A 22596-nucleotide genomic window follows, 5' to 3' on the forward strand; every position below is an offset into this window, starting at 1 on the left:
TTAGACTTCTGCTCTAAAAACCTGTAAAGAACAGGCTATTTGAGCCTGTTCCCCAAGAGTTATTTGAGAGGTCTATTCCTCAATCAGGAATGGCTGAGGGATACACGCCTGTAGCAACTAGCACGGGTTTGTTGGTATACTCGGCTTCTAGCTTCTGCTTTAAGGTCAAATCCCATTGCAAATCGTATTCGCGATCGAGTTCAGCGACAACAAACTGACGCAGCACACCGGTTACGGCAACTTTCTCCCCTTCTTTCACGCTTGTTTTTGGAACGGTGTGTATCACTAACAAATCTTCTCCGCCAATTAATTTGTCTTCATCCAAGGTGAACGAGTTTGGACTTCTGATGGTTTCGACTTCACCACTCACCGCCAGTGTCTTGCCGTAGTATTTTTTGGGGTCTGAGGTGAGTTCCCCCGGTGTGGGGGATAGCGCCATCGATTGTGCAACGATCACAGGTTTACTTTCGTACTCGGCGTACTGATTTGGCTGTAAGCCTAATTTGTACTCACGCTCAATATCTGCAAGCACAAAGTTGCGAACAGTTCCCGTTACTTGAATATCTTGACCCGATTCAGCCGGCAGCACAAAAGGCTTGCCTGTGGCATTGACAACCAAAATCGTTTCGCTGCCAAAAAACTTCTGATCGCTAATTGTAAAAGTCGATGGGCCCAATTTATTGATGGGTTTACTTCTGACCGTCACAGTTTTACCAAGCAGTGCTGCTGTTTTATCGACCACGTTCTCAGTTGTCGTGGCAACCGTTCCCGGTGTTGCAGGTGCAGGTGCAGGTGCCGTAGCTTCCCGCTGTGGGGTAGAACAAGCCGGAAGCAGCATGGCGGTGAGTGCGAAGGCGATCGCACTTCCCCGAGCATTCGATAGCTTTTGAGTAGAATTGTTGAAACGATTGTTAACCATTAAAAAATCTCCTTGATTTTCGTGTTTATTTTGTTCAGTCCCGGACGCATCAAGCCCCTAAAACTCGGTTTCTGCATCAAGCGTCTCCAGCCAGCAGCCATTATTTTTAAAGAAACCGGGTTGTTTTTGCCTTAGTCCTATGGTTGGTGAAGCTAGAGAGTTTGTGTTCTTCAAAACCGATTTTTTTTATTACCTAATTCAAAAACACTTGACCGTCAGGTTGAATTCTTAAAACTCCTTGATTGCCATTAAAGTTACTCGTTTCATCTATTGAAACTTCTAGCATCCCTTTTTCAGAACTAGACATGGGTATAACTTTCAGCAGCCCTCCATCTGCGCGCACCATTGTGACTGTCACAGGCGTTGGTAGATTTTGCAGGATAATTTCTGCTCCGCGCGCTAGCATTCGGGATTCAGTATGCCCGATCGCCTGATAGGAAATCGGGGCATTTGTGCTGTTTGTTAATTTCACGCTCACCTCACCTGCTATTGGCATGACAGTGGCAATGGGAGTCTGTCTTGTTTCTGGCAAAGGTGGTTGCGTAACATTTGTTGGCCTCGCGGGAGGAACCATATTTTGACCCAACTCTTGCTGGTTCAATCTTTGACTTGCAGCATTCGGCTGACATCCCTGGGGAACCCGAACATTACTGTTGTAAGGTTCTTCATAATAAATCCTAGGACAGGAGTTGAGTGTTGGAGCCGGAGCTGCCGATGCAACAAGAGGAGCGGTTGGCAGGGCGATTAATAAACTTCCAGAGATGATTTGTACTATCCCTGGCGTTTTTTTCCAGCGATTTAGTTGATACATAGATATCTCCTGATGCAATCTTTCAAATTTGGTGAGGGTTTGCCAGGTTTGGGGCTAGCAAATAGCAAATAGTCGCGAGTCACCGCTCAATTTTGAAACAGTACCAAAGTTTCTTCGCTAGTGCGATCGCCGCTGTTAGAACTGAGGTTCACTTCGTATCTGGTTCCTGGTAGAGCAATGGTCGGATTAAAAGCAAAACTGAAGTTACCTTGTTCGTCCGCTTTAATTGTGCGTTCGAGGATGTTTCGTTTAAACCCAAACAAACCTGCTACAGAAGAATTCGCCTGAACCTCGACATTAACTGTTGCATTTGGTGCGCTGCGGCCTTCTACTTTAACCGTCCCGCTGACGCGAGCATTTTCTTCGGGAGTGATAATTTCTAGAGGGATTTCGGCAGTCTCAACACTGCTATCATCGCCAGCAACTAGCTCTCGCTCTAAACGGGAACGAATAACTTGATTCCCCGACTGCAAACTAGCAGTAACCTTCGCACCTTCCGGGGGGAAATAGTCTTGGCGGCCGATCGTATATCCGCCTGTGTAAACGCCGTTGGATTCTTCCCGCATGGGGATGTTATAGGCCACTCCTTCAATGGAGAAAGTAGCTGTAGCGTTGGGAGTGCCGATCAAGGTGAAATTAAGCCTTGTTCCCGGATCTAACTGCTTTACTGGTGGACTGCTGAAGCGGTTAATCGACAAAGATTGAAAGCGCCGATCGCTGTAACTGTCAACGAGTGGTTGTTGCAAGCGGGCGCTGCTGATGCGATCGCCTTGTTGCAAATTTGCCCGCACGACTGTATTTTCGGAAATTCGATCGCCCTGGCGGATCGTATAGCTTACCTCGTAAACTCCCGGTTGAACCTCCCGCATCGGCAGGTTTTGCACTGCATTTGGGATGGTCAAAGTAGCTCTAGAATAGGGGGTTCCTCGCAGGACAAAAAAAAGTTCAGTTCCAGACTCTAATCGCTGTACTGGATACGCAGTAAAACTGTCGATATCCGATGAGACTACTCTTCGTTGAGCAACTTGGATAGAGGGTTTTGGACTAGCTTTTGCCATTTCCGGCAAACAAATAGTTGCACTCAACAGAGTCAGTGTAATTGTGGTTGACAATGATTTTATTTTCATAAAATCCTCCTAAATCGAAAAAACAAACCTCTTTACAGTAATAAAATTTAATAAAAAATAATTAAACTTAGCAAAAGGTTGATTTTTTATGTTCTACATTTCAAAATCTTGCTTGTATAACCATTTAACCTAAAATATCCCCGCCTTGCCATCTGTCTGAGGCCCTAAGAAAATATCCGTCTGATGAAAGACGATCGATCGAGGAAAAACTGATTGTGTTGCTTTGAGTTAAGCGCGATCGTCGATCGGACTATTGACGGTAGATGCACCCTTCCCACCTACCGCACCGGGGCGAGTCCATTCTTGCAACGCCCACAAGCTAGTTAGGGCAGCTATTGCAGAGCCCAAACTATCCATAATCAAATCGATAATCGTATCATCCAGACTGCCAATCACTTTGCTAGAAAGAATCATACCAGCCGTCCATTCGGTAATTTCCCACAAAGCACCGATCGCAATTCCAAAACTGGTTATTGTTAGCAAGTACAGCAGTTTGCGATCGCGAAAAATCGTCAACATTGAACTGTAGGCTAAAAAACTCAATGCTAAAGTCACGGCAAAAATCGTGAAAGCATGAACAATTTCATCATAAGGCCCCTGCTGGTAAAATAGTCCCCACACCCAGCCTCCAGCATTGAGTAAAGCAGCAAACACAAACAGGAAATCAAACAGCGTTGGCAAGCGATCTTGCATCACCACAAACACCGCGGATGCTGCTAAAAATAATGCTAGCGCCAAGGCATTTTGCCAATTTCCCTGACTGACAGCAGCTATTACTGCTATGGTTAATAACGCCTGCCCCACCCAAGCTGCAACTCGATAGCCGCGCCAGTTTGTACTGATCATTGTCGTTCATTCCTCTATAAAGCCAACAAAATAGTGGTGTAAATTCCCGCACCAAGGGCAAATGCCCAAAAGCCGCTTTCCCGTTCTTCTGGCAGTTCTTCTTTGAGAACGTTGAGAACAATTCCTCCGGCTAAAAAAGCAAATAAAACTGCGATCGCCGGTTTTCCAATCTCAGTAGCGCTACCTAACACCCACCCCACCATAATAGCTGCTGCCAGTATCCAGCGTCCGATGCGGTCATAACTATATTTATGATGTTCCCGCAAACCAAAGTCGTTCACTACAAAGTGCAGCGCCATTGCACAAGAAAACAACATTAGATTGGTAATGCCCGGTTCTTCCCGATGCAGCAGCAGATAGCCAATCAGAGCATTGTAAATAGAAAAAGAGCCAATGTGCAGCCAAAAAACTCCAGGACTCGTGACCTCACCTTTGCGGCCTTGACGGGATAATTTTGCAATTTTTTCCAGTCCATAAAATACAATCAAGCCTAACAAAGCTATTAGATAAACGTGGTGTTCTAAATAGGAAACAACCCGTATGTTTAGTCGATCTAATACCGTTTGGTGCTGATTTAATTCCGGCAAAATATGCACAAAAACGTAAGCCACCGAAACCCCGCTCGCTGCTGAAAGCCAGCGACTGCGACGGATAGAAGTAAACCGTAACTGGCCGGCAAATAGGTGTGTCAGCACTAAACCAGTAACAATGAGTGCGGATAAAGCTAAAGTATTAGGGGGCGAGCGTAACGCTGCTGCAATTACCATTTCAAAAACAAGCACTTAAAAAAGCTAATGCAGTACCTAAAATTTTTACCACTTGATCAGTGCAGAATTTGCCGGTAACGAGCTTGAACTAATGAGTAGATGCCATAGGAAGTCAAACCCAAAGCCACTAAACCGAGAATCCACGGGCCAAACGGATGTTGTTCCAGCGATGCCAGCGCCTCACCAAATCCTTTAGCTTGACTGGCATCTGATTGCTTCGCAGCTTGAATTAAGAAAAAGCCGATGATAGTGAAGACAATGCCACGAGCTGCAATCCCAAGTCTACCCAGTCGCACTGCCCAAGTTTGCTCGTTGTTACTCATTTGAGTGAGTTTGAATTGCTGGCGGAATTTTCCCTTGAATGCTTTATAAAGGTAAGAGAAACCCAAGCCGATCGTAATTGCTCCCCCCAGCCCTACCAGCCATTGTCCAAAAGGTTGAGATAAAAACAAAGCTGTCCAATCTTGAGTTGAATTGCCGCTGCTACCACCGGAACCGATAATTAATTTGACAGCAGTCACGGCCAAACCTGCATAAGCTAACCCACTAAAAGCGTAGCCAACGCGCGTCGCAATTCGCTTGGCATCCATTTTTTCGCCAGCGTGTTCCGGATCGAGAACGGTTTGAACAATCCGCAAAAGGACGTACCCAATAATACCAATTGTTACCAAAAATAGCAGGAATTTTCCGAATGGTTGGGTGACAATTGTTGCTAATGCACCCTTAGTATCAGTTGTTTTGCCACCCGATCCAAAAGCTGCTTGTGCGGCAAGAAAACCGATTATAAAGTAAACTAAGCCTTTGGCGGCATATCCGAGTCTGGCCAGTCGCTCGAACCAGGGATGAGAACTTGCGCGTCGGACAGGTTCTTTGATGCTATCGGTGGGTGAGTTGTGCCGTGTCATATGTTTCTAATTTGGACTCAGTTGGATATTCCAGCCACTTCATAATACATCCCTGGCGATCGCCCAGCGTGTCGGAGGCATATCGCTCACCTATTTTTGGTAAGCTGTTGCTCATATAGATTGTGTATGGCGATTGAGGGGGAGAGGGTCCGATGGGGATCGGGTCCGATGGGGATCGGATTTTTGATTGTCATCAAAATATACAATTTAAATGCACAACAGCTTAAGAAGACAAGCAAAAAAGGAAAATTTGTAATTAAAAAGATGTTTTTTTGCGAGTATGCTATTTGTATTTATCCTAATGTTAATAATTTAGGAAATTTAGGTATTTTTAGCATCCCTCCATATAGGTAAATCGCTCAGCAGTCCCGCAGTCCAATAGTGTTTCGGGAGGATTACCCCAGCCTTTGATTGAGTCGCAACCAGCGATCGCCCTATACTTCTAAGGGAATAGAGGGCAGATCGGCAGCGAGAGATTTATAGAGGCGATACCCACATCAATAGAACAGATCGTTAAGTGCGACGAAACCCCAACATTGCGTTGTTTGGGAACTTCACTACTACCAGATTTCCAACCTTTTCGCTGACGATATTGGCCATATATCTTAAGTAAGAGTTGTAGGAATTTGCTTGAATTCTGCACAATCTTTCCCCTAGGTAGGTATACTGTGAAAATGTAAAATTCAGTCTTGGACGCATTCCCACTCCTCGAAACCTAGTTTTTCACCATTACTGGCGGCTTCAACGTAGGATTTTCGTTCATCAAACCCGATTTCTGACTACTTGTTCGTAAGATAGGTTCGTATTGCGGCATTCAGTCCGCTTGCTTGGTTGCGGACTAAATTCCGCACTACAAACCATTTTTATTAGGGTAATCGATCGGATATGATTAAGTCCTAAAATTAACACTTTCACGGGCATCTACGTACAAAGTTAATCGCTGGAATATAAAAAAAGCTGACCTATTCAAAAATTCAACCGTCGCAATTTGGGATGCCTCTGGCTGGTTCGTTCGCTGTAGAAAATGCAAAGTAATATCTCAAACTTGGAAACCTGGTTAAGCTTGAGCGCGATCGCATTTGTGGTAGAGAGTGCCGTTTTTTTAGGACTGCCAGCACTGTTTCTGGCTGGGCGCGTACCCTCATTCTGACAAGCAGTGAATCATCTGAATAGGAATATCCTCAATTTCAACCTCAGTATAAATCGCGGAGAAATCGAGCCGTTTTTGACCACTTACTAATGCACCAGTAACAATGAATACAGATAGCTATCGCAGTTCTTCTGCACAAATAACTAACCAGGAGGGTGAAAATACCAGTCAACAAATCCCGCAGCCGCCAGAGGGTTGGGAGCGCTTTAAATGGTTGGGGCCGAGTTTTTTATGGATGCTTTCGGCTGCTGGTTCTGGCGAGTTACTATTTACACCTCGAATTGCAGCACTTTACGGCTACTCGCTGTTGTGGGCGCTGCTAGCGGCTGTAATCCTCAAGTGGTTTATTAACAACGAAGTCGGGCGGTTTTCGGTTTGTACGGGCGCGACGATTTTAGAAGGTTTTAAGCGAATTCCCGGCCCGAAAAATTGGACGATTTGGCTGATTTTATTGCCGCAGCTAGTAGTAGCAATTTCCACGGTTGCCGGACTTGCAGGTGCAGCCGCTACAGCATTAATTCTAGTAACAGGAGGAAGCGTCCAACTTTGGACGGTGATTATTATCGCTGTGACTGCAGCAATTGTGTTTCTGGGGCAGTATAAAGTTGTCGAAAAAATTTCCTCATTTATCGGCATCGGTCGCACCTTGGCAGTGGTAGCAGCGGCAATTTTTGTCTTTCCCAACCTGCGAAAACTGGCGGCGGGATTAGTGCCTCAAATTCCCCCAAACGTGCAATATCAAGAAATCCTACCTTGGTTGGGTTTTATGCTAGCAGGGGCGGCAGGATTGATGTGGTATTCCTATTGGGTGGAAGCCAGAGGATACGGTGCTGCTTCTCTCAAACAAGAACAACCCCTCGATTTTAGTCAAATCGATCCCGAAGAAACAAAAAAATTGCAGGGCTGGGTGACTTTAATGAGTTTTTCCAACACCTTAGCAGTGGTGGGCGCGCTGTTAGCGGCACTCGCTTTTTTGATTCTCGGTGGCGAGTTGTTGCGTCCCCAAGGATTAGTGCCAAAAGAACAGCAAGTAGCAGAAATTTTGGGTAGTTTGCTAGGCGACCTTTGGGGACCATTTGGCTTTTGGTTTATGGTGGCAATTGTTTTTATAACTTTTTGCAGCACCACGCTTTCTGTCCAAGATGGCTTTGGGCGAATGTTTGCCGATGGCACCCAAATTTTACTGCAAGGATTTGGCGTGCAGAATCGTTGGACGAATGAAAAATTTTTGCAGCGATTTTATGTTGCAGTGCTGTTAGCTGTGTTGCCAATTGCGATTTATCTGATTTTCGGGGAACCCGTTGCCTTGTTACAAATTGCTGGAGGCATTGAAGCAGCTCACATTCCCATTGTGACTGGATTAACCCTTTATGTCAATCATCGAATGCTGCCCGAGGAATTGCGGCCCTCGAAGTTTATCTGGGGTGGAACGGTAATTGCAGGGATATTTTTCGCCTGCTTTGCGGTTATCTATCTTTTACAACTGACCGGAATAATGGGAACCGGTGGCTCGGGGAGTTAAAGAGGAAATTTACGGTTGATCGGTTTATGAACTCTTTCCCAAAATTAGGAAAATTGCAACTATCAAGTTGCGGTTGTTGGTTAACTTTCACTTTCAAATTGTTATGACTCTTGCAACCAAACCTTTATCTAGCTATATCGCTGTCGTATTTGACTTCGACGAGACCCTTGTCCCGGATACCGTCGATACTCTGTTAGAAAGCCTCGAAATTGATGCGCTTAAGTTTCGTCGCGATCGAATTCAACCTTTAATCGATCGCGGTTGGGACAAAATTTTAGCCAGATTTTACGCAATTATCGAGGAATCGAAGCGGCGAGAAAACAAAATAACCCAGGAATATCTAGCAAATTTTGGGAAAAAATTAGCGCCCTTTGATGGCGTTCCGGAAATGTTCGATCGCCTGCGTCAAAGCGCTTATGCAATCAACTCCAAAGTGGAAGTTGAATTTTATCTAATTAGCTGCGGTATGGTGGAAATTGCCCGTAATAACTCCATCGCTTCTAATTTTAAAGCAATGTGGGGTTGCGAATTTTCTTATGGTAAAGATGGCGGGATTGAGTTTCTCAAAAAACTGGTGACTCACACAGAAAAAACCCGCTATTTGTTCCAACTTGCTAAAGGCATTGACAGCGCTCCCAAAGATGATGATGAGGGAAAGAATTTTGTTTATCGAGATGCTTCGGTGAAAGAATTACACGTCCCGCTAAGGCAAGTCATTTATGTGGGTGATGGTTCATCAGATATTCCTTGCTTTTCGCTTTTGAATGAAGAACAGGGAATAGCGATTGGGGTTTATAAAGACAGTACCGCCCAAGATTGGAGTCGGGAAGTAGAAATTAGCCAAAGTCAGCGGGTGATAAATTTGGCTCCTGCAGAATACAGTGAAGATTCGGAATTGATGCGATCGCTCACTCTCGCTGTAGAAAGTTTAGCAAAAAAAATCTCCCTGCTCCAGTTAAGTGTTGGTGAATAGAAATAGAGGGGTGTATGTTGTGGGTTTAGGAAAGTGGCTCGGTTTTTTGGCTTTGGTACTCTCGCTCTATATTTTGTGGAAAATTAGAGTGGTTGTTTTAGTGTTTTTTACTGCGGTCATTTTAGCGATCGCTCTCAACCGTTTAGCGCGAAGATTCCAGCAGTCGGGTGCTAGGCGCGAGGTGGCGATCGCTTTAACTGTGGCGATTTTAGTCGCGATCTTATTTGGCTCGATATGGGTGATAGTAACCAGGCTAAGCTCTCAATTTCAAGAGTTAACTCAACTTATCCCGCTAGGGATAGAACAACTGCGTTTGTGGAGTAACTGGTTGCAAGCAAGATTTTCTGACTCAGCCATCAATAACCTCCCCAATTTTGACAATTTCAGCCAACAACTCCAAACTTTTTCTCAGTGGGTAATTTCCCATATCTATCTCTTTTTATCCAACTCCCTCAGTTTAGTAATTAATTCCTTGTTAATTACCGTTTTGACAATTATGCTTGTGGCAAATCCAATGCCATACCGCCGAGTAATCATCAGCCTTTTTCCCGCTTTTTACCGTCAGCGAGTCGATCGAATCCTGACTGAATGTGAAAAAGCTTTAATGGGCTGGTTAGCGGGAATTGGATTAAGTATGACTTTTATTGGCATTACGACCACTGTGGGTCTGTATTTTTTGCAAGTGCAACTGCCTTTTATTAACGGTTCTTTGGCATTTATATTAGCTTTAATTCCTTATGTGGGCGCGATTTTGAGCGTGATTCCACCAATGCTACTAGCTTTGTTAGATTCTCCGGGAAAAGCAGGTGCAGTATTGTTACTTTATTTGGCAATTCAACAAATTGAGGGCAATTTTGTAACACCTATAATCATGAAAAATCAAGTGTCTTTGCTCCCTGCATACACCTTAGCTTTGTTGGCAGCATTTGGAACTTTCTTGGGTTTTTTAGGATTATTGCTAGCGCTGCCAATTTTAATTATTGCTCAAACTTTGGTGCAAGAAGTTTTAATCAAAGATATACTAGATCGCTGGGAAACCGATCCCTCGCGGAAACCATGAAATGATGTTATGTTATGTTATAGTAAATTCGGGTTTGAGATACCCTTTACGAACCAGTCGGCGCAGGCCGACATCGTTTGACTTTCTGGCGGTTTCAACCGCCGAATTATCAAGGGGTATGTTATACCAATTCCGGTTGCACCGTCAGGTGATTGTTGACTGTTGACTGTTGACTGTTGGCTGTTGGCTGTTGACTGCAAGCTCAATCCCCCATCCCTCCGCTTCGCTGGGCCCTGTTTGGCCCATCCCTCCGCTTCGCGCTCGCCCCATGCCCCATGCCCCATGCCCTATGCCCACGAAGGCCTATGCCCTATGCCCAGCGGCACCTCATCTTTCTGAGAAATGCTATATCTGATTCAAGAATTTGAGTTCTGATGCAGTAATTGCTGAATATCCGTCCGCAAGGCAGCAATTTCAGCGCTCAGGGCTGCAATTGACTTTGCTCCTGCTAATTCGGCTTCCTCATCCTCTGCATCGCGACCGATAAAAAATGTGGCAATGGTCGCAGTTACATAACCAAAAACTGCAAAAGCATAAAGTGCCAAAACAAGGCAAAGTATGCGGCCTTCAGGCGTTTTTGGCCAATATTCCGAACCCAATGTCATCATCAACATTGCCGTCCACCACAAAGCAGTGGCGTAATTATTTAAACCGGAGGAACTATCGCCGACATCTTTTTCAAACGCATACATCCCCGCAGCACCTACCAAGGTAATAATTATTGTTAGTCCTACAACATAACCAAATCCCCTGCGTTGAACACTTGCAGCTAAGGCCCGCATCCCTCGATTGGTACGAGTCATGACTCGCAACAACTGCAAACTTCGGACAGCCCGTGCTGTCTTAAATGCTCGGAAAATTCGGATAAATCGAAAGGTACGCAAAGCCGGTAACAGCAGAGAAAAAACTGCGATCCAATTGCTTTTGATATAGGAAGTTTTGCGCGGTGCAATGGCGAGTTTAAGTATAAAATCTGCAATAAAAATCGCCCAAATCGTGTTGCTGGCGAATTCTAAAAATGGGTTTAATTCCCAAAGTAATTCAACTATAAATAGGGCTAGCCACACAAAGGACAGCACCAGCATGGGAGTTTCCAGCCAATCTTCTAGCTGCTGTAAAATCTCGTTGCGCTCTTGTTCTAGGGCTGGTTTTTCGGCAAGGTTTGGGTCGCTCATAGGTTAAGTCAGCGATCCAGAGCGTCAATTGTTTGCGATCGGCTTTCGCGATCGGCGATCGTATCGAGTACCCTCTGTTCTGCTTCGGAAACTTCCCCGCTAATTTCGGCAATGCTACGGCATTGAGCTAATAGCATTACGGCAAAATCGGGGTTAAGTTGCTCTAACAAGCTATCCAAAGGTTCAGGTGATTGAATATTAGCGGAAATCGTATTTAGAGAAGGGGTATTTAATTGCAATGGCTCCAATTCTGGCAAAATATCTTCCCAGTTTTTGTTGGGATAACTTGCCAGAATAATGTGAACCATAATTCGATCCATGACTGCTTGTTGGGCGATCGCCACATCGAGATATTTTTCGCTTAGTTGCTGAATCGCTTGCAGCGTTTCGGTTGCAGGTTCTTCAGAATCTTCCCTCAATTTTGCTTCATAAAACTCGCGCGCCGCATATCCCAGCGCGTACAGCATCGTAGCATTCGTACTCGCACCAATCATCGCGCCAGCCAGCGGTAGGTTGCGTAAAAAACCCAAACCCGCTTTCATGGCGTTGCTACCGCCGAGCGCTAACCCAAAAATTGCCAAAACCTCGCCTTTTCGGGCTGGAGCTTGCAAATCCATCCCATAAGCGGCGGCAATTTCATAAACCATTTCGGTTTGAATCGCATTAGTCGCGACTAAATCGATCGCCAAAAGAGCTGCCGCGACACCGGGTAAAATGCTGCTAGCAACTCCGACACCACCGGCTTGGATGGCTTTTTTTACCATAATGTGATGGGCAATTTCGCTGGGAGTTTCGTTGGGATACTGTTGTTGGATTTGCTTGACTTCAGCTTCAGCTTTGGTGACATCGACACCCGAGCTGGCTCCCGCTAACCAATCAAGCCTGAGCACACCTGCAACTTGCTTGACAACAGGAAGATTGCTGACATAATTCACAGCTTCTCCTGTTCCCTGAGTTGCTTTTCCAATCAGTCGATAGGTTTGTTTAGCAGTAGTTTCCCCCACGTCAACTGCTGTGTCAACAACTGCTTTGCCTGCATCCACAGCAGATTCTGTTGTTTCGCCAATGAAATTTAATAAACCAGACTTTTGCTGTGAATTAGTTTCTTCTTGCGGGCTCGATCGGTCATTCATCACTGTTTTTTAAATTAACGACAATATGCCAAGTTTTCAGCTTGGACGTAACCTTTCAGAGGCACCGTAATTGGCACCCAACCATCGCTTCCTAAACTTTCAATCGTCACCCTTCGTCCGTTGGCAACGAAACCACTCGTTTCCCCATCACTCGAAGGTGTTTGATATACGTTAATTCCTCTGAGGGCTGCAACTAGGCGGCAGTCAGTAGGAGGCGGAGAATTTGCCGCTTCGCACTCTCCGAGAAAACCACCGTATACGTAGCCTTTTAGCGGTGCTGTAATTGGTACCCAGCCATTCTCGCCCAGACTTTGAATCGTCACATTTCTGCCGGAGCCGATGATGCCGATCGCTTCGCTGTTAGTGGTCGCTTCTTGCCGCACGTTAAGACCGTTATTAGCAATTACCTGGCGACAGCTATCGGGTATTTGTGCTAGTAGATATTCACCTTGATTTTGAAGCTTAACGTCTTGAGTTTGATTTGTATCGGTGGCGAACGAGGGAGCAACTAAGACCGTTGCACTCAACAATAACGAACTTGTTAAACTTGTATATTTTTGCCAGATTCCCTTCTGTTTCATCACTTTGTCTCCTTTTAACTGTTGTGTCAACACCCTATCTCAAATTTTTATCTCGCTCATTTGCTTACAGCATGAATAAAGCATCATTCCCAGGGCATAAAAAAATTATATTCGCTGCTGTGCTTGTCGGATTTTCAAGTTCGATCGCGGGTAATCAAGCATAAACGCGCGGTTTGCGAGCGCCAACAGCAGCACCAATCATTGCCCCTGCCAAACTCAGCAAAGAGCCAAGTAGAAATGACCAAGTAGCTGTAGCTGTATTAGTAGCAATGTCGCGAACTTGATTTGGATCTGCATTCTGCACTTGATTCGGTATATTAACGCCGCCCTGTTGTTGTACTTGATCGGCAATTTCTCCAGCATTAGCCGCGACAGCCTCAGCAGCACCAGATATCCCGCTTGCTAACAGCCAAGAACTAAGTGCTAATGTAGTTCCCCAAAGAATTGCTGCATTCAAAATAGCTGTTTTCTTAGTCATGGGGCCGCAGCTTTGAGCCATTACCCAACCGCCCAAAAATAAGGAAATTAGCAAACTGACGATCGACCAAATTCCCACCGCCAGACTAACAGAGCCTGCATCAGCACCCGTTGCACCCGCGCTCAACCCGATAGCGGCTCCCAAAGCGCTTAACAAAAGTTGACAGGTCAGGGCGATCGCAATTCCTGCCAAAACAGGCCCCCAGCGGACTCGATCGTGGTAATTAACCGCCGTGTTGACAATTGTAGGCTCAGCAACTTCACTGCTCAGTGGTTCTGGATTGTATGCCATAAAAAATTAATCCTTATCGTTGAAACTTTATTTTACTTTAAATTTATAATTAGCTTATCTATCCTTGGTTATAACATTATCTATTTTTTTATTACTACACAATCTTTCATAAGCAGGATGTACCGAAAGCGATTTAGAGCTAAAATAAACGCAACATAGTGAGTAAAATAAAAATGTTACTTTACAAAATAGAAGATTTTAATCCCAGCTACCGGGAAGAAGCATTTGATGGTGAAGATATCAAAGGGTTCGATGTCTGTGCCGGAAATACCGATGAAAAAATTGGCACGATCGATACTGTGCTAGTTGATGAAACAGGACGTTTTCGCTATTTTGCAGTTGAAACAGGTGTTTGGATTTTTGGCAAAAAAGTATTAGTTCCCATCGGTATTTGTCGAGTAGATATCAATACCAGGCGCGTTTACGCCAGAGGTTTGCAGAACAAACAGCAAGTCGAAAACCTAGCCAGATACGAAAACGGGATGGTCGTTGATTACGATTACGAAGAACAAGTGCGGAAAGTTTATCGCACTCCCACCGCCGGAGCATCTGCACCTGTAGAAGCCTCACTGCCTTTAGAAGCATCACGAATTGTCACCCCATCCGCTCCAGTTTCTGTGTCGCCTCCTGTATCTAACCAAGCTACGGCTGCCGGTTATGACCGCAACACTTATAGTTACGATCGAGATCCTGAACTGTACCAGATGAACGAGCAAGACCATCAAAAATTCCGACTTTACGAAGAACGATTGATTGCAAGCAAAACCCGCCACAAAACTGGGGAAGTAATAATTAGCAAGCGAGTAGAAACTGAGACAGCAAAAATTTCAGTTCCTGTAGCAAAAGAGCGCGCTGTAATTGAACACTTAACTCCCGAAAATGCAGGCACTCCAGTCAGTCCAGAGGTGGCCTTCGGAGAACAAGAGACGGTGCGTATGGAACTGCACGAAGAAACTGCCGATATTAAAAAACAAGCTTTCCTGCGCGAGGAAGTTAACATCAGGAAAGAAGTTGACAAGGAGAATGTTGAGTCAACAGAAGCGCTGCGACGCGAAAAATTAGATTTGTCGGCAGAAGACTGTTAGAGTGCCGATAAATCGAACGATGGTTCGTAGTTCCGATTTCGCACCAAAATTAGTGCTGAATCGAAATTACCAGCCCCACAAATCACTGCAATTGTCAAACAACAAGAGGATGTTTTATCATGTGTAATCGCTGGCATTTACCGCTAGTCAAGGGTTCATTTTTAGCTTTGATCGTTAGTGTGAGCGGCGCTAGTTTTGTGCTAAATTCCCAGCAAGCTGCTGCTCAACAACAAGCCAAATCGACATTTCCTGATGTACCGCAAAATTACTGGGCGCGTCCGTTTATTAAATCCCTAGCTGAAAAAGACATTGTTACGGGATATCCCAACGGAATGTTTAAACCCAAACAAAATGTCGATCGCGACGAGTTTGCAGCGATGATTCGCCAAGCTTTTGACAAAGCAAAAATTAGAAATATACCCAGTGGAAGTTCCTTTAAGGATGTGCCGCAAGGCAATTGGGCAGCACCTCCGGTTCAAGAAGCTTATGAAACGGGATTTATGAAAGATTTTCCGGGAAACGAGTTTCATCCGCAGCAGCCAATGACTAAGACACAAGCATTAGTTGCCTTAATGAAGGGTTTAGACTTGAATTACGATCGCCCTGTAGCAGCGAGTCAAGCCGCCGCACGTGTAGCACCTACAAATCAACGTCGAAAAGCTACTAGGAATCGTTTGGTATTTCCCTTAGCATCAACTGTTTTAATGCAGCCGCTATTGCCTGTAATATCAACAAAACAGCAGCAGCAACCTAAAGCTGCTAAAACTGTTCCGGCAACGACGACAAAAAGTCCCGTTGCAACTTCTAAAATTTCGGCATTAGAGTTTCTTAAATCATACTATAAAGATGCCGATCTGATTCCTAAAAATGCGGTTGATGCAGTAGCAGCAGCGACACAGGCAAATATAGTGGTTAACTATCCAGACGCGAGAGTTCTTAATCCGAACGAGTTACTCAGTCGGGGGAGTGCTACGGCGCTAATTCATCAAGCTTTGGTCAATCAAAAGCAGATCGAACCGCTTTCGGACAAGGAGGCTGTTAAGTACATTCCTAAGACTCCGCGTCCCTAGTTTTGCCATCAAAAAAAGCTGTATAAACAGCTTTAGTTAGCGGGCTTTAAGCTAATTTAAAGCCCGTATAAATTCCCGGCTGTTGTCGTACCGATTATACAGATAATTGCTGCTTTTTTAGCCATAATTGATAATTAGGCTGCCTAAAGTTTAGGTAAATGTTTTTTTGACAAAACACTGACAAACATACCAATAATAAAATGCTATATTAATTTCGCTATAGCAATCCTAAATCAGTTTCAATAACTGGTTAACTGGTTCCCAAGCTCTGCCTGGGAACCGATGTCCAGAGGCTCTGCCTCGGCTGCGACAATGGAGGCAGAGCCTCCGGATATGCGTTACCAGGCAGAGCCTGGTAACGAGTATAATCATTTAGGATTGCTATATACAATTTAGGTACTCCTTCGAGCAAGCTGGCAAGTATTTTGTTTTTTAAATGCAGCGAGTCTATGGCGATCGCCCAAAATAACAACGCCACACCAGCCAACAATATTTGATAGGGAGTCTCCTTTAATTCTCGCTGAAAAACCCATCCGTAGGAAAACAAAACAACAGCGTACAGCAGACATACTCCGAGTTTGGGAATTCCTAATCTTATCATGTATATATGAATTATGTAAATTTCATTCAGCAGAAATCCCCCTGTTAAAAGAGCAGAACATAAAATAAATTTTGTGGCGGGATGTCGCGGTTGAAGAGTTTTTGCTAAGCCGTAGGTAAAAGCACAAACAACTACTGGTACAGAACATAAAATCTGGAATGTGCGAGTTAAAAAGGCGATATTTGGATGGGGAAAAAAATAAGGATAAAAAAATAAATCGCTGACTTTTAAGCCGAAAAATAGACTGAAACCGATTGCCATTCCTAGGGATAAAAAACACAACGAATTTAGTCGAAAAAGCCTTCGATAAATAGTCATAAGCAATTTACACCGAAATTCAGCTTGATTGTGGAATAAAAAATTATAACACGGTTAGCTATGCTATTTTGTTAAACAGTCCTCTACGCAGCTAATAGCTTATGTGCACACTGCACACTTGACCGATATGGGTAGTTTATCAAAGTATTTTTTGCGTGCAGGACTGTTAAAATAATCGCAGAGCGATCGCAGGAAACAGTCATGCTGTCAGTAAAAGAAGCAGAATCGATCATACTAAATTTGGCGCAATCTCCCGACAGTCAGCGGGATGTAGAAACAGTAGACTTGCTGGCAGCATCGGGGCGAATCTTGGCCGCGCCTGTGACAAGTTCCCTCGATTTTCCTTATTGGGACAATTCGGCAATGGATGGATATGCCGTGCGGTTTGCCGATGTGGAAAATTGCAGCGCCGAAAAACCAGCGGTGCTCGAAGTAGTTGAGGAGATTCCAGCGGGATATCTGCCTCAAATTACGGTGCAGCCGGGTTCAGCGGCGCGCATTTTTACCGGGGCTATGATGCCGGATGGTGCTGATACGGTGGTAATGCAGGAAGAAACGAGGCGTGAGGGCGATCGTATTTTTGTCTTAGTTGCTCCTGAAAAACCGCAAGCTTTTGTCAGGCACAAAGGCGCTTTTTATCAAGCAGAAACAACTTTGATGGATCGCGGTACTGCTATCAATGCGCCAGAAATAGCAGTGTTAGCAACTGCACAGTGCATTAAAGTTCCCGTTTACAAGCGCGTGCGCGTCGCTATTTTCTCTACTGGTGACGAATTGGTATCGCCTGACAAACCTTTGAGTCCGGGGAAACTGGTAGACTCGAATCAGTATGCTTTGTCTGTTTTGTTGGCGCAAATGGGATGTGAGCCGATCGGATTGGGGATAATTCCCGATCGCGAAGATGCGCTACAAAAGGCGATCGCCCAGGCTGTTTCGACAGCGGATGTGGTGCTTTCTACGGGCGGCGTCTCGGTAGGAGACTACGATTATGTAGAGAAAATTTTGGCAGATTTAGGAGGTAAAATTCACATTCAGGCTGTGGCGATCAAACCGGGAAAACCCTTAACCGTTGCTGCGTTTAAACGAGGTGAAACAAAATCTGATGCGCCGATTTCGAGTTCGGATTGTCTCTATTTTGGTTTGCCCGGAAATCCGGTTTCAGCTTTAGTCTGCTGTTGGCGGTTTGTTGTGCCTGCTTTGAGAAAGATGTCGGGGCTCGGTGCGGATGCTTGGGGGCCGGAGTTTGTCAAGGCTAGGTGTAATGTGGAATTGCGATCGATCGGCAAGCGCGAAACTTATGTTTGGGGTAAACTACATTTAGTGGCGGGAGTCTGGGAATTTGAACCAGCTAGCGGCAGCCAAAATTCAGCGAATTTAATTAACCTTGCTAATACAACTGGTTTAGCAGTTTTGCCAGCAGCAGAAACCTGGATTCCCCCAGGCGAATTTGTTGAAGTTTTAAAAGTTAGTCATTAGTCATTGGTCATTAGTCATTAGTCATTAGTCATTAATCTTCCTTCTTGCTTCTTGCTTCTTGCTTCTTCCTTCTTCCTTCTTTTTACCATGAGCGAAGCCGTTATAGCCTTCTTCCTGATGACTTGGACGTTCGCTCGGAGGAGACAGCACTAATGACTACTATAGCCTTTCTGTGCTCTCATATGAGGTACTATCCGGCATAGGGCATAGGGCATAGGGCATAGGGCATACCTCACTTTTGTGATAACCGCTATAACTAATGACTAATGACCAATGACTAATGACCAATAACTACTAACTAATGACTAATGACTACTGACTACTGACTAATGACTACTGACTACTGACTACTGACTAATGACTACTGACTACTGACTACTTACTTCATATTATGAGAATTTTAATTGTTGAAGACGATCCGATGATGCAACTGGGATTAGAGCAAGTATTAGCAGATTCGCCAGAAATAGAAATAGTAGGGCAAGCAGAAGACGGGTATTTAGGAGTAGCTGCTGCACTGAAACTCAAGCCTGATATTATTGTTATGGATATCGGTTTGCCCAGGCTAGACGGCATAGCAGCCACTCAAAAAATTAAATCACAAATGCCGGAAGTTCGAGTTGTAATGTTAACTTCTCACACGGCAGAAATTGAAATTATTGCAGCACTTTCTAGCGGTGCTGATGCTTATTGTATTAAAGGTGCTTCCGTAGACAGGCTGTTAGCGGCGATCGCAGCGGCAGCAGAGGGGGCTACATACCTTGACCCTCAAATTGCCCGCACTGTGATCGAGCATCTCAAACCGCCGGCACCAGCCTCTACAGCTACTTTTGGTCAGTTGTCGCAGCGGGAGTTGGAGGTATTAAAGTTAATGGTGGAAGGTAACAGCAATCCAGAGATAGCAGCGGCGCTTTACTTGAGTCCAAATACTATTAAAACTCACGTTCGCGGTATTATGAATAAGTTGGCTGTGGATGACCGCGTGCAAGCGGCAGTTGTAGCCCTGAGAACCGGGTTGGTTTAAAGAAGTCAGCAGTCAGTAGTCAGCAGTCATTAGTTATTGGTTATCGGTTATCGGTTATTGGTTATTGGTTATTGGTTATTGGTTAGTTCCTATTCCCAATGCCCTGCGCGGGCCAATTCCCAATACTTCGACTACGCTCAGTACGAGTGCCCTGCGCGGGCCACGGAGTCCAATGCCCAATGCCCAATGCCCTGCGCGGGCCAATTCCCTGCGCGGGCCCAATTCCCAATTCCCAATTCCCAATTCCCAATTCCCAATTCCCAATTCCCAATTCCCAATTAATTCCTAATTCCCAAAAAGTTTATGTCAGAGTGGATAGAAATCGGTACAATTGTAGCAGCTCAAGGTTTGGACGGGGAAGTGCGAGTCTATCCCGATTCAGATTTCCCGGAAAGATTTATCGAACCGGGGAAGCGGTGGCTTTTGCGCCCTAACAAAAGTGAACCGGAACCGATCGAGTTTTTGGGAGGTCGCTACATACCGGGCAAAGGCTTGTATGCTGTAGAGGTGGAGGGCGTGGAAGACCGCGATGGTGCCGAGGCGCTGCGGGGCTGTAAGTTGTTTGTAGAAAAGACCGATCGACCTTACCTCGAACCTGATGAGTTTTACGTGCAAGATTTGATCGGTATGGAAGTTTTTAACCAATTAACCGGGGAAATTTTAGGCAAAGTAAGTGATATTCTTGCCGCAGGTAACGACCTGTTAGAAGTAGAAACAAATCTAACGCTGCCAGAAATTGTCGTCCCAGAACTAGAAAAGCCCAAAAAAGCTGAAACTCCCAAAACAAACCCTGACCCCAGAAATACCCGCAAACCACGGAAAATCCGCGAGAAACAGCCGAAATCAACAAAAATCTTGATTCCTTTCGTGCAAGAGATTGTGCCAGTTGTTGACTTAGAAAAAGGCCGAATTGAAATTGTGCCTCCCGCTGGTTTGTTAGACTAATATCAAAATATTTTGGTGCGTCGTTAACGAAATTTTCACCACTATTTGATTGGCGAGAAGCGACGCACCAAACCACATGGGCTGGCTGATTGACCCCGACAAAGAATTGATCTTTGTCTACCGAAGCGATCGCACCATTGCCGTATTCGATCGACCCCAAGACAAACTTCCCGTTCCAGACTTCGCCACTGCCCTTGAGTTCACCGTCTGCCAAATCTTCAGTTGGCTATAAAACTAAAATTCAATACGCGATTGTTAAAACTGTTCGAGAGGTCGAATACTCTCTATCTAGATATTAAGTATCGTGTCTATTATTGCTATATCGCACGATTAAATAACTAATTGAAAGGGCCAAAATTGCCGTCGATAGACCTATCAAATCTGCTGCTGTTTTTTTTTCTAAGTCCAGAATAATTATTTTTCGAGATACGGCTATTAAAGAAGTTACAATAACTAGCTCTACTTGAATTACGTGCTTTTTTAGATAAGCTGTAATGTTTTCCAAGATTTCCAGAGCAATTAAAACATTTAAAAACAGCCCAAATATGACAAACAACGTGTCTTTTAGTAAAGGATTGTCGTTGTTAAACAACTCTTTTGCTAAATAAATCAGCAAATCGCAAACGCTGACGATAATTACCACAATCATCGCCAGTGAGAGAATTTTCGATATTATTACTTCTACACTTTCTGTAAAATGCAGAAAATTTTTCTCGCTGTCAAACTGAGAAATTCGCCTAAAAATTTTTTTCAGCATACCAGTTATATCATGTGCATTGAATTGCCAGCGATCGCACTCTGTGCCGTGGTGGGGGCGGGTTGATGTAGCCCGATCGCCCACCGCCCCCCTACCGAGGGGACAAGAAATTGCTCTTGCGCCAACCCCTAATTCCCTACAACCAGGGAGATGCAAGGAGCTCTCCTGGCAAGAAACAGCGTTTAACCCAAGTGTATTGGTATATAGATTGTGTGTCTGAATTATATATTATTTTTGAACCAGCCCCTACGGGAATTATATTAAATCAGGTTTTAATACCCCGTAGATTCTTCAGTCGCCCTCCGGCGGATATCGTTTGACGCTTAGGCGATTTCCGTCGCCTTTCGATACTTTAAAGGAGTAGGTTGGGGCGGCGGGTTTACAGGATTTCTGGTTTGTATTGCAGACATTCGTGAACCAGCCCCTACGGGAATTATCCTAAAGCCGGCTTTAATACCCAGTTTCCTCTTCAGTCGCCCTCCGGCGCGCACATCCTTTGACGCTGACGATTTCAATCGCCGAGTCCTGCTAAAATACAGATTATTTATGTTAAATCGCAAACAAATTGCATTTTATTTAGAAGACATTGAAACGCCCGCAGGGAGAACCATCAGTTTAATTATTACCGGACTCATTCTCCTATCTACTGCCAGCTTTATCGCAGAAACTTACCCGATTTCCGAATTAGTTAGAACTCGATTAGCAACTCTCGACACCGCTCTTTTAGTCGTTTTTAGTGTTGAATATTTAGTGCGGTTGTGGTGCGCCGATCATAAATTTAAGTTTATTTTTAGTTTTTTTTCAATAGTCGATTTGCTGGCAATATTACCATTTTTACTGGGATTTGTCAATGTCAGTTTTATTCGGATTTTTCGCTGGTTTAGAATTCTCCGACTCATCCGCTTTCTGGAATTAAAAAATTCGGTTTTTCGCATCAGCACCGAAGATGGGGTGATTTTTTCCCGGATTGTGTTTACTTTACTGGCGATAATTTTTGTTTATTCTGGTTTGATTTATCAAGTCGAACATTCGGAAAATTCCGCAGCTTTTGGGACTTTTTTGGATGCTGTTTATTTCTCGGTTGTGACGATGACTACTGTGGGATTTGGCGATGTTACTCCGATTTCAGAATCCGGGCGTTTTCTGACTATTTTGATGATTTTGACGGGAATTGCTTTAATTCCTTGGCAATTGGGGGATTTGATTAAACAATTAGTTAAAAGTGCTAATCAAGTAGAGATTGTTTGTAAGGGTTGCGGTTGGTTGGTACATGATGCTAATGCTAAATTCTGTAAAATGTGCGGCACTCAGTTGGATAATGGTTGACTATTGGCTGTTGGCTGTTGGCTGTTGGCTGTTGACTGTTGACTGCTGTTATTTGTTAGTTGCAACCAATAACTAATAACTAATAACCAACAACTCAATACTTCGGACACTTTTATATCTAGTTGAGTGTCCGAAACCCTTGCTGGCTATATGCTGGACTATTTTTTCAAGGTTTAAGTTCATTCCTAAGTTTCAGAAAATACGTTGAAAATGGCAGGGCTTCCTCAGTAAGGCTTACAGGACCGTTAAAAAACTG

General features: G+C 44.5%; 26 protein-coding genes. 10 read left to right on the forward strand and 16 right to left on the reverse strand.

Annotated elements, in window-relative coordinates:
* Positions 1–79: 79 nt before the first annotated feature.
* The 7 genes from QUB13_RS12325 to QUB13_RS12355 all read right to left on the reverse strand — a co-directional run bounded on the left by QUB13_RS12325 (position 80) and on the right by QUB13_RS12355 (position 5490).
* Entirely contained in the window at positions 80–919 is an 840-nt protein-coding gene (locus QUB13_RS12325; RefSeq protein ID WP_333381003.1) for a hypothetical protein, read from the reverse strand.
* 193 nt (positions 920–1112) lie between these two features.
* A complete protein-coding gene (locus QUB13_RS12330; protein WP_333381005.1) occupies positions 1113–1730 on the reverse strand; it encodes a hypothetical protein in 618 nt (205 codons plus the stop codon).
* Positions 1731–1816: 86 nt separating this feature from the next.
* Positions 1817–2857 carry a hypothetical protein gene (locus QUB13_RS12335; protein WP_333381007.1) on the reverse strand — a complete coding sequence of 347 codons (1041 nt, stop codon included), beginning with the start codon at positions 2855–2857 and terminating at the stop codon, positions 1817–1819.
* Positions 2858–3085: 228 nt separating this feature from the next.
* Complete coding sequence (locus tag QUB13_RS12340) at positions 3086–3703, reverse strand: hypothetical protein (RefSeq protein ID WP_333381009.1); 618 nt, start codon at positions 3701–3703, stop codon at positions 3086–3088.
* 14 nt (positions 3704–3717) lie between these two features.
* Positions 3718–4485: a hypothetical protein gene (locus QUB13_RS12345; protein WP_333381011.1), complete on the reverse strand. Its 768-nt coding sequence runs from the start codon at positions 4483–4485 to the stop codon at positions 3718–3720.
* A gap of 41 nt (positions 4486–4526) precedes the next feature.
* On the reverse strand, positions 4527–5375 hold the full coding sequence (locus QUB13_RS12350; protein ID WP_333381013.1) for a DUF1206 domain-containing protein: 849 nt from the start codon (positions 5373–5375) through the stop codon (positions 4527–4529).
* Positions 5347–5490, reverse strand: coding sequence for a hypothetical protein (locus QUB13_RS12355; protein WP_333381014.1), 144 nt, complete (start codon positions 5488–5490; stop codon positions 5347–5349). Before QUB13_RS12355 ends, QUB13_RS12350 begins: the two co-directional genes overlap by 29 nt.
* Positions 5491–6628: 1138 nt before the next feature.
* On the opposite strand from QUB13_RS12355, the gene QUB13_RS12360 reads away from it, so the two are divergent.
* From QUB13_RS12360 to QUB13_RS12370, 3 genes are all read left to right on the forward strand, one after another.
* Positions 6629–8047 carry an Nramp family divalent metal transporter gene (locus QUB13_RS12360; RefSeq protein ID WP_333381016.1) on the forward strand — a complete coding sequence of 473 codons (1419 nt, stop codon included), beginning with the start codon at positions 6629–6631 and terminating at the stop codon, positions 8045–8047.
* A gap of 103 nt (positions 8048–8150) precedes the next feature.
* The gene (locus tag QUB13_RS12365; RefSeq protein WP_333381018.1) at positions 8151–9020 is read left to right on the forward strand and encodes an HAD family hydrolase; all 870 of its coding nucleotides are present in this window, start codon (positions 8151–8153) and stop codon (positions 9018–9020) included.
* The gene (locus tag QUB13_RS12370; RefSeq protein ID WP_333381021.1) at positions 9013–10080 is read left to right on the forward strand and encodes an AI-2E family transporter; all 1068 of its coding nucleotides are present in this window, start codon (positions 9013–9015) and stop codon (positions 10078–10080) included. The genes QUB13_RS12365 and QUB13_RS12370 overlap by 8 nt, the downstream gene beginning before the upstream one ends.
* 17 nt (positions 10081–10097) lie before the next feature.
* Here the strand turns inward: QUB13_RS12370 and QUB13_RS12375 are convergent, their stop codons facing one another.
* The 5 genes from QUB13_RS12375 to QUB13_RS12395 form a co-directional block, all read right to left on the reverse strand.
* Positions 10098–10364 carry a hypothetical protein gene (locus QUB13_RS12375; RefSeq protein WP_333381023.1) on the reverse strand — a complete coding sequence of 89 codons (267 nt, stop codon included), beginning with the start codon at positions 10362–10364 and terminating at the stop codon, positions 10098–10100.
* 72 nt (positions 10365–10436) lie between these two features.
* The gene (locus QUB13_RS12380) at positions 10437–11255 is read right to left on the reverse strand and encodes an ion transporter (protein WP_333381025.1); all 819 of its coding nucleotides are present in this window, start codon (positions 11253–11255) and stop codon (positions 10437–10439) included.
* A gap of 8 nt (positions 11256–11263) precedes the next feature.
* Positions 11264–12388 carry a hypothetical protein gene (locus QUB13_RS12385; protein WP_333381027.1) on the reverse strand — a complete coding sequence of 375 codons (1125 nt, stop codon included), beginning with the start codon at positions 12386–12388 and terminating at the stop codon, positions 11264–11266.
* A 14-nt stretch (positions 12389–12402) separates the two neighbouring features.
* Positions 12403–12999 carry an SH3 domain-containing protein gene (locus QUB13_RS12390; protein ID WP_333381029.1) on the reverse strand — a complete coding sequence of 199 codons (597 nt, stop codon included), beginning with the start codon at positions 12997–12999 and terminating at the stop codon, positions 12403–12405.
* Positions 13000–13123: 124 nt separating this feature from the next.
* On the reverse strand, positions 13124–13738 hold the full coding sequence (locus tag QUB13_RS12395) for a hypothetical protein (RefSeq protein ID WP_333381031.1): 615 nt from the start codon (positions 13736–13738) through the stop codon (positions 13124–13126).
* A 173-nt stretch (positions 13739–13911) separates the two neighbouring features.
* Here QUB13_RS12395 and QUB13_RS12400 point away from each other — a divergent pair, with 173 nt between their 5' ends.
* On the forward strand, positions 13912–14823 hold the full coding sequence (locus QUB13_RS12400) for a DUF2382 domain-containing protein (RefSeq protein ID WP_333381033.1): 912 nt from the start codon (positions 13912–13914) through the stop codon (positions 14821–14823).
* Between the two features lie 119 nt (positions 14824–14942).
* Complete coding sequence (locus QUB13_RS12405) at positions 14943–15893, forward strand: S-layer homology domain-containing protein (protein ID WP_333381035.1); 951 nt, start codon at positions 14943–14945, stop codon at positions 15891–15893.
* A 250-nt stretch (positions 15894–16143) separates the two neighbouring features.
* On the opposite strand, the gene QUB13_RS12410 is transcribed toward QUB13_RS12405, so the two are convergent.
* On the reverse strand, positions 16144–16755 hold the full coding sequence (locus tag QUB13_RS12410) for a hypothetical protein (protein ID WP_333381037.1): 612 nt from the start codon (positions 16753–16755) through the stop codon (positions 16144–16146).
* A gap of 258 nt (positions 16756–17013) precedes the next feature.
* Here QUB13_RS12410 and QUB13_RS12415 point away from each other — a divergent pair, with 258 nt between their 5' ends.
* Positions 17014–18288, forward strand: a complete 1275-nt coding sequence (locus QUB13_RS12415) for a molybdopterin molybdotransferase MoeA (RefSeq protein WP_333381038.1) — start codon at positions 17014–17016, stop codon at positions 18286–18288.
* 24 nt (positions 18289–18312) lie between these two features.
* On the opposite strand, the gene QUB13_RS12420 is transcribed toward QUB13_RS12415, so the two are convergent.
* The gene (locus tag QUB13_RS12420; protein ID WP_333381040.1) at positions 18313–18438 is read right to left on the reverse strand and encodes a hypothetical protein; all 126 of its coding nucleotides are present in this window, start codon (positions 18436–18438) and stop codon (positions 18313–18315) included.
* A gap of 241 nt (positions 18439–18679) precedes the next feature.
* Here QUB13_RS12420 and QUB13_RS12425 point away from each other — a divergent pair, with 241 nt between their 5' ends.
* Positions 18680–19312, forward strand: coding sequence for a response regulator (locus tag QUB13_RS12425; protein WP_194012767.1), 633 nt, complete (start codon positions 18680–18682; stop codon positions 19310–19312).
* Positions 19313–19387: 75 nt separating this feature from the next.
* Here QUB13_RS12425 and QUB13_RS12430 read toward each other — a convergent pair whose 3' ends face one another.
* Complete coding sequence (locus tag QUB13_RS12430) at positions 19388–19576, reverse strand: hypothetical protein (protein WP_333381042.1); 189 nt, start codon at positions 19574–19576, stop codon at positions 19388–19390.
* A 39-nt stretch (positions 19577–19615) separates the two neighbouring features.
* Here QUB13_RS12430 and rimM point away from each other — a divergent pair, with 39 nt between their 5' ends.
* Positions 19616–20257 (forward strand): ribosome maturation factor RimM, encoded by a 642-nt coding sequence (rimM, locus tag QUB13_RS12435; protein WP_333381044.1) that lies wholly within the window; start codon positions 19616–19618, stop codon positions 20255–20257.
* A gap of 49 nt (positions 20258–20306) precedes the next feature.
* Positions 20307–20489, forward strand: coding sequence for a hypothetical protein (locus tag QUB13_RS12440; RefSeq protein WP_333381046.1), 183 nt, complete (start codon positions 20307–20309; stop codon positions 20487–20489).
* Positions 20490–20552: 63 nt separating this feature from the next.
* Here QUB13_RS12440 and QUB13_RS12445 read toward each other — a convergent pair whose 3' ends face one another.
* A complete protein-coding gene (locus QUB13_RS12445) occupies positions 20553–21170 on the reverse strand; it encodes a phosphate-starvation-inducible PsiE family protein (RefSeq protein ID WP_442922159.1) in 618 nt (205 codons plus the stop codon).
* 390 nt (positions 21171–21560) lie between these two features.
* On the opposite strand from QUB13_RS12445, the gene QUB13_RS12450 reads away from it, so the two are divergent.
* Positions 21561–22340 carry an ion transporter gene (locus QUB13_RS12450; protein WP_333381049.1) on the forward strand — a complete coding sequence of 260 codons (780 nt, stop codon included), beginning with the start codon at positions 21561–21563 and terminating at the stop codon, positions 22338–22340.
* Positions 22341–22596: the final 256 nt, after the last annotated feature.

It is taken from the genome of Microcoleus sp. B4-D4, assembly GCF_036705185.1.
Lineage (GTDB): Bacteria > Cyanobacteriota > Cyanobacteriia > Cyanobacteriales > Microcoleaceae > Microcoleus.

Excerpts from the sequence above, each read along its gene's own strand:
- QUB13_RS12340 (WP_333381009.1), bottom strand. The coding sequence starts at position 3,703 with ATGATCAGTACAAACTGGCGCGGCTATCGAGTTGCAGCTTGGGTGGGG.
- QUB13_RS12335 (WP_333381007.1), bottom strand. The coding sequence starts at position 2,857 with ATGAAAATAAAATCATTGTCAACCACAATTACACTGACTCTGTTGAGT.
- QUB13_RS12410 (WP_333381037.1), bottom strand. The coding sequence starts at position 16,755 with ATGGCAATCGGTTTCAGTCTATTTTTCGGCTTAAAAGTCAGCGATTTA.
- QUB13_RS12350 (WP_333381013.1), bottom strand. The coding sequence starts at position 5,375 with ATGACACGGCACAACTCACCCACCGATAGCATCAAAGAACCTGTCCGA.
- QUB13_RS12330 (WP_333381005.1), bottom strand. The coding sequence starts at position 1,730 with ATGTATCAACTAAATCGCTGGAAAAAAACGCCAGGGATAGTACAAATC.
- QUB13_RS12375 (WP_333381023.1), bottom strand. The coding sequence starts at position 10,364 with ATGGGGCATGGGGCATGGGGCGAGCGCGAAGCGGAGGGATGGGCCAAA.
- QUB13_RS12365 (WP_333381018.1), top strand. The coding sequence starts at position 8,151 with ATGACTCTTGCAACCAAACCTTTATCTAGCTATATCGCTGTCGTATTT.
- QUB13_RS12325 (WP_333381003.1), bottom strand. The coding sequence starts at position 919 with ATGGTTAACAATCGTTTCAACAATTCTACTCAAAAGCTATCGAATGCT.
- QUB13_RS12360 (WP_333381016.1), top strand. The coding sequence starts at position 6,629 with ATGAATACAGATAGCTATCGCAGTTCTTCTGCACAAATAACTAACCAG.
- QUB13_RS12380 (WP_333381025.1), bottom strand. The coding sequence starts at position 11,255 with ATGAGCGACCCAAACCTTGCCGAAAAACCAGCCCTAGAACAAGAGCGC.
- QUB13_RS12450 (WP_333381049.1), top strand. The coding sequence starts at position 21,561 with ATGTTAAATCGCAAACAAATTGCATTTTATTTAGAAGACATTGAAACG.
- QUB13_RS12405 (WP_333381035.1), top strand. The coding sequence starts at position 14,943 with ATGTGTAATCGCTGGCATTTACCGCTAGTCAAGGGTTCATTTTTAGCT.
- QUB13_RS12395 (WP_333381031.1), bottom strand. The coding sequence starts at position 13,738 with ATGGCATACAATCCAGAACCACTGAGCAGTGAAGTTGCTGAGCCTACA.
- QUB13_RS12355 (WP_333381014.1), bottom strand. The coding sequence starts at position 5,490 with ATGAGCAACAGCTTACCAAAAATAGGTGAGCGATATGCCTCCGACACG.
- QUB13_RS12415 (WP_333381038.1), top strand. The coding sequence starts at position 17,014 with ATGCTGTCAGTAAAAGAAGCAGAATCGATCATACTAAATTTGGCGCAA.
- QUB13_RS12425 (WP_194012767.1), top strand. The coding sequence starts at position 18,680 with ATGAGAATTTTAATTGTTGAAGACGATCCGATGATGCAACTGGGATTA.
- QUB13_RS12400 (WP_333381033.1), top strand. The coding sequence starts at position 13,912 with ATGTTACTTTACAAAATAGAAGATTTTAATCCCAGCTACCGGGAAGAA.
- rimM (WP_333381044.1), top strand. The coding sequence starts at position 19,616 with ATGTCAGAGTGGATAGAAATCGGTACAATTGTAGCAGCTCAAGGTTTG.
- QUB13_RS12385 (WP_333381027.1), bottom strand. The coding sequence starts at position 12,388 with ATGAATGACCGATCGAGCCCGCAAGAAGAAACTAATTCACAGCAAAAG.